Here is a 20,234-nt window from a genome sequence, read left to right on the forward strand (position 1 = left end):
TACTGCACTATAAGAACCTCACGAAAAACTATCGAACTTAAAGTTTGAGTTTTTCTAAGAACCTTGTTGTGTTTCTCTACAATAAAAAAGAGTATTAAGAAATTTATTTCTTAATACTCTTTTAAGTTAAGTTGTATGATAAAAGTTATATATTTTTTCTGCGAGATTTTTGTTTACTATAACTTTTAGTTCATCAATGGTTGCATTTTTTATATTATCGATAGTTTTAAAATGTGCAAAGAGTTTTTCTCTTGTTTTTTCCCCCACACCGTCTATTCTAAAAAGTTCAGATTTAATTAAGTTATTAGTTCTTAGGTGGTGGTGGAATTTTACTGCCTGATTATGAGTTTCCTCCTGCATTCTGGAAACGAGGTTAAATGCACCTTGGTACCTTTTAACTCCATATTCTTTTTCGTCATCACATATATCTTTGGTTTTATGTTTACTGTCTTTAACAAGGCCGAAAACACTAACATTTAAGCCTGATGCATCTACTGCCCTTTTGCCAACCTTAACATGATTTATCCCACCGTCAACAAATATAAGATCAGGAAGATTTATAAACTTTAATTTATCCCTGCTTTCGCCATTTTCAAGTTTAATTAAGTCCTCTAAGTAATGCATAAGTCTTCTGTATATAACCTCATACATAGAAAGATAATCATCCTGATTTTCGGTATACTTTATTTTAAATTTTCTGTATTCATCCTTTTTTGGCTTACCGTCATAAAAAACCGTCATAAACCCTACAATATCCTGTCCTCCTGTGTTGGATATATCATATACTTCTACTCTTTTTGGCATTTCATCTAAAGATAAGACTTCTTTTAATTCCTTTAGCCCGTTTGCAAAAATACTGCTTTTTTTCTGTTTTAGCCCTTCTTTTGCATTGGAATTTGCAAGATTTAAAAGTTCCTTTTTATTTCCTCTTTTTGCTTTATATAAAACTACATTTGACCCTTTTTTATTTGAAAGAAATTCTTTAAGAAGTTCTGATTCGCTTAGTTCATAAGGTATAATAACTTCTTTGGGGATAAATGCATCTTCCCCGTAATACTGTTTTATAAATTCTTCTAAAACCTCGTTTTTGTCATCCGATACATCAAAAAAGTGATTTATACTTCCTAACATTTTACCGTTTCTTACAAAAAGAAGAGTTATACAGGTATTTACATCATCAGAGTCAATTCCTATTATATCAATATCCGAGTTTTTAGGAGCAGAAATTTTCTGTTTTTCCATAATGGCTTTAACGTGGTTTATCCTGTCCCTTAACTCCCCTGCAAGTTCAAACTTTAAATCATTACTTGCACTTAGCATTTCAGATTCAAGTTTTTCTAATATATTGCTTTTTTTACCCTCTAAAAACCTTATGATTTCTTTGATTGCCTCAGAATATGCCTTTTTATCTATATACCCTACACAAGGGGCAGAGCATTGACCTATATGATAGTTAAGACATTCTCTTCCCTTACATTTACCAGATAAATCTTTAGAACAGGTGCGTATTTTATAAGTTTTACAAAGAAGTTCAATAACAGATTTTACGGAACTTCCACTTACATAAGGGCCAAAAAACTTATCAGCCTTTGAGTCTATTCTTCTTGTCATAAAAATTCGAGGGTAATCTTCGGAAGTAGTTATTTTAATATACGGATAGGTTTTATCGTCCTTTAATAAAATATTGTATTTAGGACGGTATTTCTTTATAAGATTACATTCTAAAATAAGTGCCTCAATTTCAGAATCGGTAACAATCCAGTTTAAATCAAAAATGTTTTCTACCATTTTTAAAACTTTATTGTTATGGTTTGAATTCTTCACAAAATATTGACGCACTCTGTTTTTTAATATTTTAGCCTTCCCTACATATATTATATTGCCAAGGTTATCTTTCATTAAATAAACGCCAGGCTTATCAGGAAGCGATTTTAATTTGTCTTTAATAATCTCATTCATCATAACTATATAAAAAAAGGCTGTTAAAAACAGCCCCATAAAATTTTATTCCCCAAAATTTGAATTAATAAGCGCAACCAAACCGTTAACAGCCAATTCTTCATCTGCACCCTCAGCAATAATAGTGATATTAGTGCCTCTGGTAATTCCTAAAGATAAAACGCCAAGTAAACTTTTTGCGCTCACTTTTCTTTCATCCTTTTCCACCCAGACAGATGCTTTATATTCATTAGCCTTCTGAATAAAAAAAGTAGCAGGCCTTGCGTGAAGCCCTATCTGATTTTGAACAACAACTTCTTTGGAATACATAGATTTACCTCTCCCTTTTCTTATAAACATCTGAACTTATCAATTCAATTGTTACTATTAGAATACTAAATTTATCGAATAAAGTCAACACTTTTTTAAAATTTTAGCAATTTACACAAATATTAAAAATAATAGTTTTATTTTTATAATTTATTTGTTATTATAGTATATGAATAAGTATATTAAAGGTTAAAAAAAAGGAATGATTTTATGAAAATGTTATTTACCCTTTTTGCCTCTTTTTTCAAAGTAGGAATAATGACTTTTGGAGGAGGACTTGCAATGCTCCCCATTCTTGAGCGAGAAATAGTTGATAATAAAAAGTGGGCAACAAAGGAAGAACTTATTGATTATTACGCTGTCGGTCAATGTACACCGGGCATTATAGCAGTTAACACTGCCACATTTATCGGTCATAAGGTAAAGGGTGTTATGGGAGGTATATTTGCTACATTAGGTGTTGTGTTCCCATCTGTTATAATAATACTTATACTAGCTTCTTTTCTAAAAAACCTTACATCTATATCCTATGTGCAGAGCGCTTTTGGCGGAATAAGAGTTGCAGTGTGTGCCCTTGTTATCTCTTCGGTTTTAGGTCTTATTAAAAAAGGCATAAAAGACTATTTGGGAATTATTATAGCAATTTTGTCCTTTTTACTTATAGTATTTTTAGATATTTCCCCTGTATTTATCGTGTTAGCAGCAATAGTTACAGGAATTGTAGCAAATATTAAAAAGGAGGTAAAATAATGATATATTTAACCCTCTTTTTAGAATTTTTTAAAACAGGGCTTTTTGCTGTCGGCGGCGGACTTGCAACCCTGCCTTTTCTGTACAATATAGCAGAAAAATATCCGTGGTTTGATAAGGCAACCTTAATAGATATGATTGCAGTATCAGAGTCTACCCCCGGACCGATTGGTGTTAATATGTCCACCTATGCAGGTTTTTCGGCATCAGGAATTTTAGGTGGTATTATATCAACCCTTGGTCTTATACTACCCTCTATAATTATTATACTTATAATTTCAACAATTCTTAATAAATTTAAAAGCAATAAATATGTAAACTATTCATTTGACGGTCTTCGCCCGGCAGTATGCGGACTTCTGTGCGCTGCAACCTATGAGATAGTTAAAGTTGCTTTAATTAATTTAAATGCACAAAACATCTTTAACTTTTTTAAGTTTAAAGAAATTATACTTTTTATAATTATCTTTATACTGATGAAAAAAATTAAACTACATCCTATATTTTTTATTCTCGGCGCAGGAATTTTAGGAGTATTTTTCTTATAATCTAAAACTTAAGAAAAACAAAAAACATTCAAGGAATTTATCCTTGAATGTTTTTATATTTTATTAATCTTTCTGACTTTCAATCAAATCTTCAATGCTCATACCAAAAAGTGTGTTTGAAAGTTCTTCTATTACATAAGTACTTAAATATGTAATTATTCTGTTTCTGAACCCACCTTTATCTACTTCTGACATAGCGTCATATTTTGCCTTTGCATTATTTATATCTTTTTTATATGTTTTTGTTACATAGTTTTCTTCATATATTGCTATATCTTTTTTAGCATCTTTTAAAGTATCTTCCATAGCATCTTTTATAATGTTTAAAATTTCTTTTTCATCTGGTGTAAATCTCTTAAGATTTGTTTCTATATCATCAACTAAAAGTTTAATGTTGTCTACCATTTCTTCCTGTTTGTCTTCATCTATTTCAGGCTTTGTGCTAGGCTTTGCAGATGGTGTAGATGGGGTTGTAGGTGTAGAAGGTCTAGATGGGGTTGTAGGTGTAGAAGGTCTAGATGGGGTTGTAGGTGTAGAAGGTGTAGATGGGGTTGAAGGTTTGGTAGAATTATTTATTGTTACATAAACAACTGATACAAGTTCGCCCCTTGTGATTTTTTCTGTTGCACGGAAAGTTCCGTTTGCTTCTAAAGACATAATTTTATTGCCAAGAACTTTGTTTACATATAAAACTGCCCATTCATCAACCTTATCTGTAATTTTATCAGTAAATGTTACATCCTTAAGGTTTGCCACTCTTGAAATAATCGCACATGCTTCCTGTCTTGTAAGCTGATTATTTCCTCTGAATGTTCCGTCTTCATATCCTGTAATATATCCTGCTTTCTTTGCAACCAAGGCATAATCATAAAACCAATCATCACTCTTAACATCACTAAAGCCTTCTTCTGCTTTTTCGGTATAGTTAAAAGCAAGGTTTATTATTTTACATAGTTCTGCTCTTGTAAGAAAATTATCGGGTCTAAATGTACCATCTCCATACCCTGCTAAAATTCCCATTTCAACTAATTTTAAAATAGCCTCGCCCTGAGCAGAATTTGCATCTACATCATTAAAAGTCAAGGTATATGATGCAAGAGGCACATTAGCATTAACCACGCCGTATGAAAGCATCATTGCAAAAATCAAAACTAATGATAATATTTTTTTCATAACTTACTCCTTTATATATTAAAATCAATGCACAATTTAAGCAACATTGTTTTTGCGATATACTCACTTCGTTCGTGCGATATATCGCACCGCAAGGCATATCGCAAATTCCGTCAGGAATTTATATCGCTGATTTCATCTTTTATGAAATCATTGTATCATAATTTAGCTAATAAATCAATATGAAATTTAAGTTATGTAAATGATGGAAATTAAAAATCTCCGAAAAATTTTCGGAGATTTTTTTGTTTTATTAAGTGTACTATTGATTAGTATGCTGTAACTTCTCTTACTAATGTGATAGTAATGTCTTTAACTTTAAGTTCATACATATCATCGCCTATAACGGCAAATGTGCCTGTAATTCCTTTAACAGTTACACCGTAAATATCAACACCATTATGTGTTGCACCGGCAAAGTCTACATAAGAAGCATTTTCTTCAACTAAGAAACCATCAAGTTTAGAAAGAAGAGTATCTATTCTTGGATCATCAAATATTCCGTCTGTTTCAATATCTGTTGCATCATATAACTCTTTAACAATATTTCTAAACTGTGCATAGTCGCTTGATGTATATTCTTTGTTAAGAGGACTTGTTAAATACCAGTCAAGAACTTTATTGTAAATGCTTCCGAATCTTGATTTAATAATATCCATAGCAGCATTAAAATACTTGTTTGATGGGTCGATGCTGCCATCAGCATATCCTTCTAAGTAAGAAGTAAGGATGTTTATATATTTTAATACCACATCTTCATAGTTAAGAAGAAGTGCATCAACTTCGTCTTTAGAAAGTTCGCCTTTATACCATTTAACTAAATCATCGCTTAAAATTGTGTGTTTAACCATTATATTATAATATTCTTCAAATGATCTTAACTGGTCCTGATTTCCTGCAAATAACGCATCAGGGCTGAATAATTTAACCATTTCCTGAAGATATTTATTTCCATCATAGTATAACCTATCGCCTATGTTTCCGCTTAATATAGTAACAAATGAATTATAAAGCGGAGCGTATACATCTTCTACAGGATGAATTACAAATTTAAGTCCACAGTCTATCCATGCAGTCTGACCGTCAGCAAGTGTAGTAGGAATCTGACTTACAAGATTGTCAAACGCACCCTGATAGATTTCTTCAAATTTATTTTCAGGATATATTTTAAATAACTTATCTTTCTGTGGAATTAAAGTAAGTATATCATTATATGAATAATCTTCATAAAGTTTATTATATAGTCCTTCTGCAACAAATAAAGTTTTATTTGTAACACTGAACTGTTCGTTGTTTATAACCTGAGATACAAGTAAATCAAGGTCTGCTCTATATACTTCTTCTATAATTTCGTCAACAACAGCATCTCTTAGGTCGCTATCGTGAGAAACATATTCAGCAATATTTACAATATAATCAGGGGTAATATCACTATGGTCAACAAGATAGTTTATAACCTTAGAATACGCATCATAAGTGTTATTTCTTACTGCATCAATAAACTGAGCCTTTGTAAGTGCAGGGCAACCGATTGTAGTTAAGAAAGAGTCGCTCCATTTTGTTTCTGCAAGATTTACAATGTAATCTTTTGCAGTAGCGCTTACAGTAACATCAGAAAGAAGGTTTTTCATACCTTGCTTATTTGTTGAAATAAAGTCTTCAATTCCTTCATTAAGAGCATCATTACTACCGGTACTAAACATTTCTTTAGCACTGTCTACAATAAAGTCTTCAACATTTGCTTCTCCTAAAACCTGTGAAAATCTTAGTAAGAAACTTAAGTCTAAGATATTGTTATTATTATCGATAATATTAAGTTCTTTAAGTTTATCTATAACTTTATCATCATAATCTGTAGCAAGTCTTGCTGCATTGATTGCTAATCTGTTTCCGTCTATATATACAAAGTCTTTTAAAGAATCATAAAGTCTTGTACCGTTATCATACCATACACTTAATTGGTTAGATCCGCCAACCTGTGGACCGCTTACCCATACTGATATTTTTTTACCTTTGTAATATACATCTGTATCCTGTGTGATTACAACAGTTTCGTCAAACGGTAACCATTCTTCGCCAGTTGGGTTATACCACCATCCAAATTCAATTTCGTGAACGGACTCTTCGGTATACACATCAGAGATGTCAGTATTCTTAATATAACCTTCGTTAACTATCTTATCACTGTCTGCTAAAACAGGTAAGTTATCACCAAACGCTGTGTTTTCATCAACTAAAACAGTATCTACAAGGTCTGTATCATACATATAGAAATTAACATTATACTGTGTAGTAGTCGGTGGTGTTGGAGGTGTTGGTGTGCTGCCGCCTCCTCCGCCTGATGTAGGTTTAAATGTAGCAGAAGTAATAATATTTATATTTTTAAATACATTTTCACTTCTGTAATTATCAAAGTGAACATTTGAATTTATATTCTTAACAACAACATCTTCGCCAACTGTTACATAGACAAGTTTAACCTTTTTAGAACCTCTTACAAGTAATCTTCCTTTAATTGTAACATTAGTAAGTTCAATTGTTCCGTAACCTGCACCGTCCCCGATAACTAAATCGCCTTCAATTATAACATTAGAAAGGTTAACATCAGGGGTGTTAATCATTACGCTGTCTTTTTCAACAGATGAGTATGTACCTTTTTCAGAGAAATAGGTTTTAAAAATGTTATGCATAAACTGAGCCATTTCTGCTCTTTTTATGTTGGCTTTAGGATTAAGGTTTCCTAAATTATCGCCGTTAACATAACCTTTTTTAACAAGAATAGATAAAAATTCTTTAGACCATTCGCTTACATTGGCACTGTCATTAAATTTATCCAATGAAGAATAATCGTTTGAAGAAAGAACTAATGCTCTTGCAACAGCTGTAAATAATTCTGCTCTTGTAATAAAACTGTCAGGATTCATTTTCCCGTCGCCTGAGCCTACAAATACTCCCATATGAACAGCCTTGGAAATTTCATCATAATACCATTTGGAACTATCCATATCAGAATATCCTGAAATGTCTGCTTTAACGGTTGCGCCGAATGCTCTTACAATCATAGCAGCAGCTTCTGCTCTTGTAAGATAAGTTTCGGGATCAAGGTCACCGTTGTTTCTTCCGTAAAGTATATTGTTCTTAACACCAGCATTAAGAGCTTCGGTTGCCCAGTACTCTTCACTTGGATATCCGTTGGCACTAACACTTATAGCAGATAATGTTAATACCATTGAAAGAACTAATACGGCTGAAATAATTTTTTTAAATGTTTTACTCAAAGTATCCACCCTTTCTTTTATGTGTATTTAAAAACATTACATATATTCACTGATATAGTATGACTTGGTAAGTTGCTTTTTCTCAACATACGATTCTTTTATCTGTTTTACTAAATCAGTATTCTGACCTGCGTCTTTTAAAACTTTTGTAAGCTCTTCCAATATGGAATTTACACCCATATCACATTCCTTCTCGAGGGCTGCAAGTTTTGGGAAACCTATTGCTATAAGTTCTTTTTTCTTTGCAGGTCTATCCTCTCTTTTAACAGAGACATATTCATTTATTGCCCACTGCTCCAATGCCCCAAGCTCAGTTTTAAACTTTGCTTCAAGAACATATACTTTACCGACAAGTTCGGATATTCTCTCGCTGAGAGCATCTTCTTTTGAAGGTTGATTCAAAGATGAATCAGTGGTTTTATCGCCAGGCACTTCCTGTTTATCCTGAGGTTTTTGCCCCTCAGTATTTTCATTCTTGGTTTTAACTTCTTCTATAGTAGTTTTACCTGTGATAATTTTAATTACTTCTTCTTCGGTTAAATTACCTTTGGAAAATTCCTCTTTTTCCTCTTCATTAAGAGGGCGGACATTTACATTACCCGCATTTTCCAATGCGTCTTTCTGCTTTTTGTCTACATCTTCCATTTTTTTATTTAAATCATCCAAAGACTGGGTAAGCCCGTCTTTTACCATTAGTATTAAATCAAAATTTGCCCATACAAAGACGGTAATTAAGATTAAAATTACCGATAAAACCGATAATGTAATTTTCTTTTTCTTAGTCATATATTTTACCTCTTTTATATATTGTCAAAAAATTTAAAGACAACAACCCAATATATACACTAATATAGAATTATTATAATCTATTATATAATAAATGTCAAGAAAAGTTAGAGTAAATAAAACATCTTTTTATGTATTTTTTTAGAAGAAAACAAAGTTTTTTTCTTCTGATTTTAATACTAAAAAGACCAGACTTTTTTTGTCTGGTCTTTCTGATTTTAAATTGTTATTCAAGTATATAAACTTTAACATTTTTAACGCCGAACTGGATGCACTCGCTTCTTGTATCAAAGAATAAGTCTATCTTATTACCTTTGATGCTTCCGCCGGTATCACCTGCCACAGCATATCCATATGAGAAACTTCCGTCAGCACCTTCTATATAAAGTCTTGTACCAAGTGGTATAACTGACGGGTCAACAGCAACAACGCCTTTTTGAGATGGCACTCCTGATGCTGTTGTGCCTTTTAAGCAGTATGCAGTAGCACGACAGTCAATAACCTTTTTGGCTCTTATATCGCCACCACGGGATGTAGGCACAGATGCGATAACACCGTATTCTACAACCTTATCAACAGGTTTTTTAGTAACTGTTTCTAAAATAAGTTCCTTTTCTAAAACAACGCCGTTATGTTTTAACACACGGTAAGTAGATTTTTTCTCACCGTCAACCCCTGCTTTTGCAACACGGGTTTTACCTGAATCCATATTGTAATTCGCTTTTTTGATAGTTGAAAAAGGAATTACCTCAGTTTCTGTTATTTCTTCATACACTTTTTTGGCAATTTCAATTTTTAAACCGTTTGCCACTTTTTCATCGGCTGGAGTAATAAGTATACTATCCTCGCCAATTTCAATGGATAAAGCGTCTAAAACATCCGAAACTGTCGGAAGTGTAGTAAAGATTTTTTCTTCATTACCGTTAATCATAAGAGCAACTTCCTTGGCTCTTATAATTTCGATTTTCTTTTCTTTTTTTAAGTTCGCGTTACGGTCCAAAGAAAGCTCGTCGAATTCGCTGACTTTGATTCCTGCTTCTTTCAAAGCATCCTCAACAGTTGTTGAATATACAAATGCTTGTTTGACCTTTCCGTCTTCACTTATTGTAATTTCATATTTGCAAAGATTAAGCATAAGTGTAATTGCAGATATTGCAAACACTAAAGCAATACTGCAGATTATTGAGGATTTTAAAGAGAAACAGGATTTTAAATATCCTATTATCTTATTCATATTCCCTCCCAAAAATTTGTTGTTAATTATTTTTTTGACAACAACGAGTTCTTATTTTACACTAAAAAGAACTTTTTGTCAAGTTTTTTTTATTTTCATAACAGATTATATGCCAATATCTTCTTATTTATACCTTTTTTTGTAATTTTTGGTATGCTATTTTTGCTGCTTGTTTTTCCGCTTCTTTTTTTGTTTTGCCGACACCTTCGCCAAGGTTATCTCCGTTTAATACTACCATTGATGTAAATGTTTTATCGTGGTCAGGCCCTTCTTCTTTTATAAGAACATAACTTGGGGCAACACCGTTTTTCTGGGTTAATTCCTGAAGAAGTGTTTTATAGTCTTTTAAGTCTGCTCCGTTTTTAGCAAGTTCAATTTCTTCTTTTAAAAGATTTAGTATAACTTCTTTTACAGAGTCTATCCCACCGTCTAAATAAATAGCAGCAAACACTGCCTCCATCGCATCTGACAAAATAGACGGACGGTTTCTTCCTGATGTATTCTCTTCCCCTTTGCCAAGATAAATTTCTTCTCCAAGCCCTATTTTCTTGGCAACTTTATATAAACTTTCTTCACATACAACTATCGAGCGTATTTTAGTAAGTTCCCCTTCAGGAAGATAGGCATAGTTTTTATAAAGATACTCTGCAACTGTAAAGCCCAAAACGGAATCTCCTAAAAATTCAAGCCTTTCGTTATTATCACAAGTTGCGCCTTTTTTTACATATGATTTATGCATAAGAGCATTAAGAAGCAATTTTTTATTTTTAAAATGATAGTTTAACCTGTTTTCAAACATAACTTACCTTTTTTATTCTTCGTCCTGACTTTCTTCCTCTGATATAATCTCTTTGGAAGTTTCATTTGTCTTTTCATTTAAGAGGTCATCTTCAAATATAACTTCTTCTTTTTCATAAGGGAAAATTTCCATAAATTCATCTGCTTCGATTTTTTCTTTTTCAAGTAAAATCTTTGCAACTTCATGAAGTTTATCCATATTTTCGCTAAGAAGATTTATACATATGTTATAAGCGTTATCAATAATTTTTGATATTTCTTCGTCAATGATTGCCGCAATATGTTCGGAATAATCTCTGGTATGACCGAAGTCTTTTCCTATAAATACTTCATCATTGTCTGTGCCGAATACCATTGGTCCGAGTTTTTCGCTCATACCGTATTTGGTAACCATATCTTTTGCAATCTTTGTTGCTCTTTGAATATCATTGGATGCTCCTGTGCTTATATCGTTAAGCACAAGTTTTTCAGCAACACGCCCACCAAGAAGTGAATTGATTTCTTCTAACATTTCAGTTTTTGAAGAGTATGATTTATCACTTGAAGGAAGAGATAAAGTATATCCACCTGCTCTTCCACGAGGAATTATAGAAATCTGGTGAACTTTATCCTGCGTAGGCATAAGTGCTGTGATAATAGCATGACCTGCTTCGTGATATGCAGTAAGTTCCCTGTCTTTCTTTGTTCTTTTTCTTGTTTTCTTTTCAGGCCCTGCGATAACTTTAATCATCGCTTCTGCCATATCTTTATTGCTTATTTTTGTACGGTTATCTCTTGCTGCTAAAAGTGCAGATTCGTTAAGAAGATTTTCCAAATCTGCCCCTGTAAAGCCCTGAGTAGTTTTTGCTATAACTGATAAGTCTATATCGTCTTCAAACTTTTTATTTCTTGCGTGAACCTTTAAAATGGCTTCTCTTCCGCCGATATCAGGGTATCCTACTACTATCTGCCTGTCAAATCTTCCAGGTCTTAAAAGAGCTGGGTCTAATATATCAGGTCGGTTAGTAGCAGCAATAACTATAATGTTGGTGTTGGATGTAAAACCGTCCATTTCAACTAGTAGCTGATTAAGAGTCTGTTCTCTTTCATCATGTCCGCCGCCAAGACCTGCGCCTCTATGTCTTCCCACTGCATCAATTTCGTCAATAAAAATTATACAAGGAGAGCCTTTTTTAGCCTGGTCAAATAAATCTCTTACTCTGGAAGCACCCACACCGACATACATTTCAACAAAGTCAGAACCACTGATAGAGAAGAAGGTAACCCCTGCTTCCCCTGCAACTGCCTTTGCAAGAAGTGTTTTACCTGTTCCTGGAGGGCCTACAAGAAGCACTCCCTTAGGCACTCTTGCACCGATATCGGTAAATTTCTTAGGGTCTTTTAAAAAGTCAACAATTTCTGCAAGGTCTTCTTTTTCTTCATCCACCCCTGCAACATCATTAAATGTAACCGATACATTTTCTCCGTTAACCGATTTCGCACGGCTTTTGCCAAAATTCATTATCTTTCCGCCACCTTGTGATTGACGCATAAAAATTGACCAGAAGATAATAATTGTTGCTATTATAAAAAATGTAGGTAAAAATGACAGCCACCAAGGCATTTCGGCAGGTTTTTCAATATCGATTTTTAACTGGCCTGTTGAAACCTGTTCGTTAATTACAGGCTCTATATCCATTCTTAGTACTGCATATCCAGGAATAGAAACCTCTGCTACCTTATCTGTGTCACGATAAAGTACTGTTGCTGTATTTTCCAATACTGATATTTCTTTTACTTTCCCTGCTCTTACATCTGAGATAAGTTGCGAATATGGTATAACCTCCGTTTTTTCCGGCATTGTTAAAGTAATAATCGCTATAAAAATAGAAGCAAGAAGCAGATAAAATGCAATTTCTTTAATGCGTTTTTTCAATTTTAAGCCTCCTATTTAAGTTGTATATGATTATCAAGAATACGCAAAAAACCCTATAAATAAGGCTTTTTACAGTATATGATTTTTTTATTTTATTCGTAGATTTCTCTTTTTAAAACTCCGATATACGGAAGTTCTCTGTATTTTTCTGCATAGTCAAGACCATAGCCTATGATAAATTCATTCGGTGTATCAAAACCTATGTAATCAACATCAATTTCTGCTGTTCTTCTTTCAGGTTTATTTAAAAGAGTGCAGATTTTAAGACTTTCAGGTTCTCTTTTTAATAACTCTTCTTTAAGTTTTGAAAGAGTAACTCCTGAATCAATAATATCTTCCACTATAAGTACATGTTTTCCTTTTATATCAGTGTCAAGGTCTTTTTTAATAGTGATTTTTCCACAGGTTGTAGAAGAGTTGCCATAACTTGAAACAATCATAAAATCAATAGAAACATTGCTTTCTATATTTCTTATAAGGTCAGCCATAAATATAACCGAGCCTTTAAGTATACCTATCGCCAGAATATCTTTCCCCTTATAGTCAATAGATATTTCTTTCCCCAATTCTATTATTCTTTCTTTTAATTCACTTTCTGTGATAAGAATTTTTTCAACATCGTTATTCTTCATTTCCCATTCTCCTTATTTCAAGTAAGTATCCTCTTTCGTCGCTTTCCCTTTTAAATATCCCAGGTATCCATAAAATGCCTTTGTCGTCTGTAACTATCGGATAAATATCCCTTTCGTACTTAGGTACTTTTTTATCAGTAAATAAATCCTGAACTTTTTTATGGCCTACCTTTTTTATATATACTTTATCCCCGGGTTTTCTGTTTCTTACATTAAGATTTGAAATATCCGATACTAAAACCGAATTTTTACCCCTTTTTTCGCCCGAAGATAAATTAAGTATCACTTTTGCTTCCTTTATATAATTATCCCCCAAAGATAAATTATATAAATAGTCTTTATAAGGTTCTTTTCTTTTAGTTATTATAACTTTATCATAACTTATTTTTATAATAACTTCATTTTTAAATGAAATTTCTTTGCCTGTATTTTTATTTCTTATAAGTGCTATGGCACTGTCAGTCTGAACTTTTAAAAGGTCGATATCAAAAAGTTTTTTTATAGTAAGCCTTATTACTCTTGACAAAACTGCATCTTCCAAAGAATTAAGTAAGTTTATATCATATATAACCTCTTTATCCTTTATAACCCCTTGATTTAATACTTTATTTGCCAAAGATGTAATATATTCACTGTCCTTTTTTAAAAGTTCAACCGTGTTTATAATATTTTCTTCTTTTAAAGAGAAATTTTCTTTTAAATAAGGTATAAGTTCAAGCCTTACCTTATTTCTTAAATAGTTTGTTTCAAGATTTGTTTCATCCGTAACATAACTTTGATTTTTAAGTTTAAGATATTCTTCAATATCTTCTCTTTTAACCTCAATTAAAGGACGGATAACCCCGTCTTCCCTCATAGGCTTTATGGAAATAAGCCCATCGGTTGAAGCACCCCTTAAAAGACGGAGGAAAAATGTTTCTAATACATCGCCCATATGATGAGCAGTAGCAATTTTTAAAGCGCCTGTTTTAGATTTTATTTCATTAAAAAAGTCGTACCTTGCTATTCTTCCCGCTTCTTCCTCACACACTTTAAGTTCATTTTTTATTTTTTTAATGTCTACACTTTTTACATAAAAATCTATACCTAATTTTTCGCATAATTTTCTTGAGAACTCTTCATCTCTTAAAGCAGTTTCTCTTAAATTATGGTTAATATGACATGCTATAATCTTATTTATTTTAAGTTTTTCTTTAAGATTATATAAGCATAAAATAAGACTCACAGAATCTGCCCCTCCTGACAGACCCACAATAACAGTATCCATAGGAGAAATAAGGTTATATTTTTTTACCGTAGAAAGTACTTTGTTTTCCATAAGCCCTCTTACTAATAATTACCCTCAAATGTATAGAATGTTGTAAATTCTCCAATCCATGTAAGTTTAACCGAGCCGGTCTCACCTGCTCTGTTTTTGGCAACTATACATTCGCAGATATTTTTTGCCTCGGTATCTTCGTTATATACTTCATCCCTGTATAAAAACATAACTATATCAGCATCCTGCTCTATTGCCCCGGATTCTCTTAAATCCGAAAGCATAGGACGGTGGTCGTCTTTTCTTTGCTCAACAGCACGGGAAAGTTGTGATAGAGCAATAACAGGGATAGAAAGTTCTTTTGCTATAAGTTTAAGATTTCTGCTTATTTCAGAAATTTCCTGTTGCCTTGATTCCCTTGATGTTCCACTCATAAGCTGAAGATAGTCAACAACTACTAAACCGAGATTTTTTTCAAGTTTTAATCTTTTACACTTTGCTCTTAATTCTGTATAAGAGATAGACGGTGTATCATCAATATATAACGGTGCAGATGCCACAGGGTCCATCGCATCAATATATTTTAAAATATCCTGTTCAGACAGGTCTGCGCTTTTTATTTTTTTGTTATCAATCTTAGCCTCTGAACAAATAATTCTGTTTGCAAGTTCTTCCTTAGACATTTCCAGAGTAAATATAGCAGTAGGAATATTTTGCCTTATTGCAACATTTTGCGCAATATTTGCAGCGAACGAAGATTTACCCATCCCAGGTCTTGCCGCAATTAAAATAAGGTTTCCAGGTTGCATACCTAAAATTTTAGAGTCTAAATATTTATAGCCTGTTGAAATTCCTGAAATATGCTCTCCGTTTTTCATAATTTCAGAAAGTTTATTATAATTATCAAAAAGAATGGTTTTAATATGGGCAATTTCCCCGTTTTCTCTTTCTCTTGCAACATTGAACACTTTGTCAATGGCAATATCAAGCATACTGGAAACCGAATCGTCTTTATAACAAATGTCAGAAATTTCCCCGCTTACTTTAATAAGGCTTCTTTGAATAAATTTATTCTTGATAATTTGGGCATATGCCGAAACATTCAAAGATAAAGGCATATTATTTATAATATCCTTTATATAATCATTTCCACCAATAGTATCATAAATACCTTTTCCCATAAGAAGATTACCGACAGTAACAATATCTATCGGTTGATTGTTATTAAAAAGTTCGCACATTGCAGAGAAAATGTGTCTGTTTTTTTCTATATAAAAATGTTCTTCCTTAATAATGTCTAAAACTTCGGTAATTCTGTCAGGCTCTAAAAATATAGAGCCTAAAACTGCCTGTTCCGCTTCCTTGGAAAATGGCATTTCCTTTATTATTTCCATAAAACTACTTCCTTAATTTTATCCTTTAACATTTACTTTTATTTTAGCAGTAACGTCTTTATGAAGTTTGATTTCTACTTCATAAACTCCTGCCAACTTTATGTTATCTTTAAGAAGAATTTTTCTTTTATCTATATCCTTATCAAGGTCTTTCTTAATTGCATCTTTAATATCCATTGAAGTAATAGAGCCAAAAAGTTTTCCGCCTTCTCCGCCTTTGGATATAATAACAACCTCTTTGCCTTCGATAGAATTTTTAAGTTCGTTGGCATTATCAAGTTCAACCTGTCTTTTATGCTCTTCTGATGCATTTTTGTTTTTTAATATATTCATATTGTCGTTAGTAGCAGGGACAGCCAAACCTTTTTTTAAAAGAAAGTTATTTGCATATCCGTCAGATACGTTTTTAACTTCTCCTTTTTTACCCTGACCTTTTACATCTTCTAATAAAATTACTTTCATTTTTTTCACCTAACCTAAAATTTCGTCTATGTTTTTTACCAACTCGTCCATTACCTCGTTGATATTTGTGCTTTCAACCTTTGCTCCGGCTGATAACTGATGGCCTCCGCCACCCATTTTTTCCATTATAACCTGAACATTGATGTTACCGACTGAACGGGCAGAAATTCTGCAACACTCACCGTCAAAATATATAACAAATGTAGTGTTTATTCCTTTTATATTTATAAGTTCGTCTGCCGCCTGAGCAATAACTGTAAGGTCGCCGATTTCTTCGCCCACATATTTGCTTATTGCAATACTGTCTCTGTAAATAATGGCATCATTAATAATTTCACTTCTTATTTTGTATGTTTTTAAATCGCATTTAACAAGTTCCTTCGCCTCGGTAGTATCAAGACCTGAACGCCTTAAGAATGAAGCGGCTTCAAATGTTCTTACCCCTGTTTTAAAAGTGAAATTCTTGGTATCTATAAGCATACCTGCATATAAAGCCTTAGCCTCTATCGGTGTAAGTTTGATTTTCTGGTCCATATACTGAAGAATTTCTATTACAAGTTCTGATGTTGAAGAAGCGTATGGCTCGTGATAAGTAAGGGTTAAAGAGTCGATAAAATCAGGGCTCTTTCTGTGATGGTCTATTAAAACTGTTGTCTGCGCTTTTTCAATAAGTTCTTTATAAGGGAAAAGAACTCGTCTGTGAGCATCAACCAAAACCAACATTCCCATATCATCAAGAAGTTCTTCTGCTCTGTAATAGTCTATTATTATATCTTTATATTCATCCATTGCATCCATCTGTTCAACAATCTCTTTTACAGACGGATTAACATCATCAATTAAAATATATGCATTCTTATTAACTGACTTTGCTGCTCTTACAACACCTAAAGCACTTCCCAAGGCATCCATATCAGTATCAGTATGCCCCATAACAACAATGTTTTCCTTGCTTTCCATAAGTTCTTTTAAAGCGTGGGCAACAACTCTTGAACGCACTTTGCTTCTTTTTTCTGTTTCTTTTGATGCACCACCGAAGAATTTAAAACCGTCAGGGTCTTTGACAACTATCTGGTCTCCCCCTCTGCCCAAAGCCATATCAATAGCAGACGAACAGAATTCTTCGTTATCTGCAGGAGTTTCCCCACCATGCCCAACCCCTACACTGAATGTAAGGTTTATAACATTTTCATTGTCTTTTATAGTGAAATCTCTTAATTTTTCAAAATCTTTTTTAAGATAATTATCAAGAAGTTTTTTATGGAAGTATAAATTATACTGGTCTTTTTCCTGTTTTTTTATAACTGCGTTGGTATTTTGCGCCCAACTGTATATATATTTGTCTGTATCTGCAATAAGCACTGCCCTTTGAGATTCACTAAGTCCGCTGATGGCTTCTTCATAGTTATCTATAACTATATGTGCCATAACAAGTTCTTTATCTTCAAGTTCCTTTTTATAAAAAACTTCTTTTGTAATATCTATAAAATATATTAAGGTATAGAACTTATTTTCATGATGAGGAATTTTAAGATGAGTTCCAAGCACATTATAAGTTTTATCCTCGTATTTTATATTTGTATTTATTTCCCTGTTTTCTTCATTTGATTTAAGATTAGGAAACCCTTTTATAACAGCCTTTAAGGAAGTTTCTGCAGGCCCATCGTCATAAAAAGCATCCGAAAAAGCGTTGTTATACCATATAATAGTATCTTCATCCTTTAAAATAGCAAGAGGAAGCATACTGTTAACAACAAAGTCTTTGGATATGGAATCAGAAGATAAAAATAAATCTTCCAGATATTCGTTAAGTTTTCTTCTTCTTTTAAAGTTAAAAAATCTGTGAGTTGAGAACAAAACTAAAACTGTGATTATTTCAATTACCCCAAGATATATATTAAATTTTAATGTTACAAGCGAAAAAACAATGAGTGCCAAAAATGCACCGTTATTATTCGTTTTAAGTAAATTAAATAGATTACCTCTGTTCATATACTTATTAAACCGCCTTTTTTAGTATAATATTCCACCTTACAATACGGTAAATTATATTATATCATTTAGTTTAATTAAAGTCAAATAAAAAAATCCCGAATCACAAGGAGTAAATCACTTAACGATTCGGGGTATTTTAAGTCTTAAATTATCTTATTATGATATACCAGGTAAATGCTATATATAAAATTACATAAAGTATACCGTGCCATCTTTTTCCGCCTTTGCTTACTTTAGTAAGAATATATGACAGTAAACTTACTGCAAGAAGAATGATTGTGTCAATAAAGAATGAATTGTCAAAGGATATTGGATTTACAATTCCCGAAATACCGAGAATGAAGAAGATGTTAAATATGTTAGAACCTATAACATTACCCAAAGCAAGATCGCTTTCGCCTTTTGAGGCAGCAACAACGCTTGTTACAAGTTCAGGCAAACTTGTGCCGATAGCAACTATTGTAAGACCTATTAAATGGTTGGAAAGCCCGAAACTTCTTGCAATACTGCTTGCGCTGTCAACTACCATATCTCCGCCAAATATAACAGCCGCAAGACCTAATACTATATATAAAAATGTTTTTGTTTTAGAAAGAATTTCATAATCTTCCCCATCATCTTCTGTTTCCTGAATCTTTCTTGCATTTAATGCAGTTTTAACCTGTGAGTATACAAACATTATTATAAATACAAATAAAATTATACCCTCACTTCTGTCTACCACATTCATTGGTCTTCCATTTAAGAAAGCATCAAGACTTACAACTATAAGAATAAGTGCTGCGTATATAGACATAGGAAACTCATAATTCATAACCTTTTTCTTAACGTCAAACGGTTTAATAATTGCACAAACACCTACAACCATAAGAAGATTAAAAATATTAGAACCGATAACATTACCCACAACTATACCGTTATTTCCTGTTACTGATGCGCTGATACTAACTGCCGCTTCAGGAGCACTTGTTCCGAATGCTACAATAGTAAGACCAATAACGATTGACGGAATTTTAAGGCGTTTAGCCAAGGATGAACTACCGTCAACAAAATAATCTGCTCCTTTAACCAGAAGAACAAATCCGATTAAAAGAAATACATAACTTAATACTCCACTCATTTTTTTATTTCCTCCATTTTTTAAATATAAGGGTTAGTGCAGTAGTACTTGAACACAATATGCCTTAAACTTGTTAAATTCAAATCTTTTTAATTTGTCGTCCTCGTAAGGCGTCAGCCTGACTTCGTCCTTCGCATTAAAAATCTTAAAAATTTCCCTGCGTTTAAGGTCGAAGAGTTTTAAAACGAGAAATTTTGTTTCAGATAAAGAAATATCAAAGATAATACTTTTGTATATCTGAAGAGATTTCTGCAATATGAAACATAATTTATATTTTAAAACCATATGGTGTTCGAGTACTACTGCACTAGTGCAGTAGTACTGTACTACATTAAAAAAAGACTTCTACTACCCCTTAAAAGATAATAAAAGTCTTGCCATTTGATTGAAATACGGATTGGATAGCACCAATCGACCTGACGACATTTCAAACATATAAAATATGCCGGCTACTCCCTTTTTATAATATTATATTTAGTTTAATTTAAAATGTCAAGAAAATATTGCTTAAATTATTAAAAAATGGTATAATCACAATATAAGTAAAGGTAAATCTTGACTTATAAAATAAATAGGTATAAAATATAACAAAAGAAAAATTTAAAAAGGAGAAAAACAAAATG

The 20,234-nt window shown here is 32.6% G+C and carries 16 protein-coding genes; 2 read left to right on the forward strand and 14 right to left on the reverse strand.

Features of this window, described 5'->3' with window-relative positions; genetic code table 11:
* Positions 1-126: 126 nt before the first annotated feature.
* A complete protein-coding gene (gene uvrC / locus IKZ35_05560; protein ID MBR4893426.1) occupies positions 127-1,998 on the reverse strand; it encodes an excinuclease ABC subunit UvrC in 1,872 nt (623 codons plus the stop codon).
* Between the two features lie 6 nt (positions 1,999-2,004).
* Complete coding sequence (locus IKZ35_05565) at positions 2,005-2,268, reverse strand: HPr family phosphocarrier protein (GenBank protein MBR4893427.1); 264 nt, start codon at positions 2,266-2,268, stop codon at positions 2,005-2,007.
* 210 nt (positions 2,269-2,478) lie between these two features.
* Between IKZ35_05565 and IKZ35_05570 the strand changes: the two genes are divergently transcribed.
* Both IKZ35_05570 and IKZ35_05575 read left to right on the forward strand, forming a co-directional pair.
* Entirely contained in the window at positions 2,479-3,018 is a 540-nt protein-coding gene (locus IKZ35_05570) for a chromate transporter (GenBank protein MBR4893428.1), read from the forward strand.
* Positions 3,018-3,566, forward strand: coding sequence for a chromate transporter (locus tag IKZ35_05575; protein ID MBR4893429.1), 549 nt, complete (start codon positions 3,018-3,020; stop codon positions 3,564-3,566). Before IKZ35_05570 ends, IKZ35_05575 begins: the two co-directional genes overlap by 1 nt.
* Positions 3,567-3,629: 63 nt before the next feature.
* On the opposite strand, the gene IKZ35_05580 is transcribed toward IKZ35_05575, so the two are convergent.
* The 12 genes from IKZ35_05580 to IKZ35_05635 all read right to left on the reverse strand — a co-directional run bounded on the left by IKZ35_05580 (position 3,630) and on the right by IKZ35_05635 (position 19,611).
* A complete protein-coding gene (locus IKZ35_05580; GenBank protein ID MBR4893430.1) occupies positions 3,630-4,739 on the reverse strand; it encodes an S-layer homology domain-containing protein in 1,110 nt (369 codons plus the stop codon).
* A 269-nt stretch (positions 4,740-5,008) separates the two neighbouring features.
* The gene (locus IKZ35_05585; protein MBR4893431.1) at positions 5,009-8,017 is read right to left on the reverse strand and encodes an S-layer homology domain-containing protein; all 3,009 of its coding nucleotides are present in this window, start codon (positions 8,015-8,017) and stop codon (positions 5,009-5,011) included.
* Between the two features lie 36 nt (positions 8,018-8,053).
* The gene (locus IKZ35_05590; protein MBR4893432.1) at positions 8,054-8,803 is read right to left on the reverse strand and encodes a hypothetical protein; all 750 of its coding nucleotides are present in this window, start codon (positions 8,801-8,803) and stop codon (positions 8,054-8,056) included.
* Between the two features lie 226 nt (positions 8,804-9,029).
* Complete coding sequence (locus tag IKZ35_05595; GenBank protein ID MBR4893433.1) at positions 9,030-10,037, reverse strand: G5 domain-containing protein; 1,008 nt, start codon at positions 10,035-10,037, stop codon at positions 9,030-9,032.
* 127 nt (positions 10,038-10,164) lie between these two features.
* Positions 10,165-10,836 (reverse strand): ribonuclease III, encoded by a 672-nt coding sequence (locus tag IKZ35_05600; protein MBR4893434.1) that lies wholly within the window; start codon positions 10,834-10,836, stop codon positions 10,165-10,167.
* Between the two features lie 12 nt (positions 10,837-10,848).
* Positions 10,849-12,765, reverse strand: a complete 1,917-nt coding sequence (gene ftsH / locus IKZ35_05605) for an ATP-dependent zinc metalloprotease FtsH (protein MBR4893435.1) — start codon at positions 12,763-12,765, stop codon at positions 10,849-10,851.
* Between the two features lie 77 nt (positions 12,766-12,842).
* On the reverse strand, positions 12,843-13,382 hold the full coding sequence (gene hpt / locus IKZ35_05610) for a hypoxanthine phosphoribosyltransferase (protein MBR4893436.1): 540 nt from the start codon (positions 13,380-13,382) through the stop codon (positions 12,843-12,845).
* Complete coding sequence (gene tilS, locus IKZ35_05615) at positions 13,372-14,700, reverse strand: tRNA lysidine(34) synthetase TilS (GenBank protein MBR4893437.1); 1,329 nt, start codon at positions 14,698-14,700, stop codon at positions 13,372-13,374. The genes hpt and tilS overlap by 11 nt, the downstream gene beginning before the upstream one ends.
* Positions 14,701-14,711: 11 nt before the next feature.
* The gene (dnaB, locus tag IKZ35_05620) at positions 14,712-16,034 is read right to left on the reverse strand and encodes a replicative DNA helicase (GenBank protein MBR4893438.1); all 1,323 of its coding nucleotides are present in this window, start codon (positions 16,032-16,034) and stop codon (positions 14,712-14,714) included.
* Positions 16,035-16,052: 18 nt separating this feature from the next.
* Complete coding sequence (gene rplI, locus IKZ35_05625) at positions 16,053-16,496, reverse strand: 50S ribosomal protein L9 (protein ID MBR4893439.1); 444 nt, start codon at positions 16,494-16,496, stop codon at positions 16,053-16,055.
* A 9-nt stretch (positions 16,497-16,505) separates the two neighbouring features.
* Entirely contained in the window at positions 16,506-18,488 is a 1,983-nt protein-coding gene (locus IKZ35_05630; GenBank protein ID MBR4893440.1) for a DHH family phosphoesterase, read from the reverse strand.
* A gap of 151 nt (positions 18,489-18,639) precedes the next feature.
* Positions 18,640-19,611, reverse strand: a complete 972-nt coding sequence (locus tag IKZ35_05635) for a calcium/sodium antiporter (protein MBR4893441.1) — start codon at positions 19,609-19,611, stop codon at positions 18,640-18,642.
* Between the last annotated feature and the right edge of the window lie 623 nt (positions 19,612-20,234).

This window comes from Clostridia bacterium (genome assembly GCA_017554615.1).
Lineage (GTDB): Bacteria > Bacillota > Clostridia > UMGS1840 > HGM11507 > SIG450.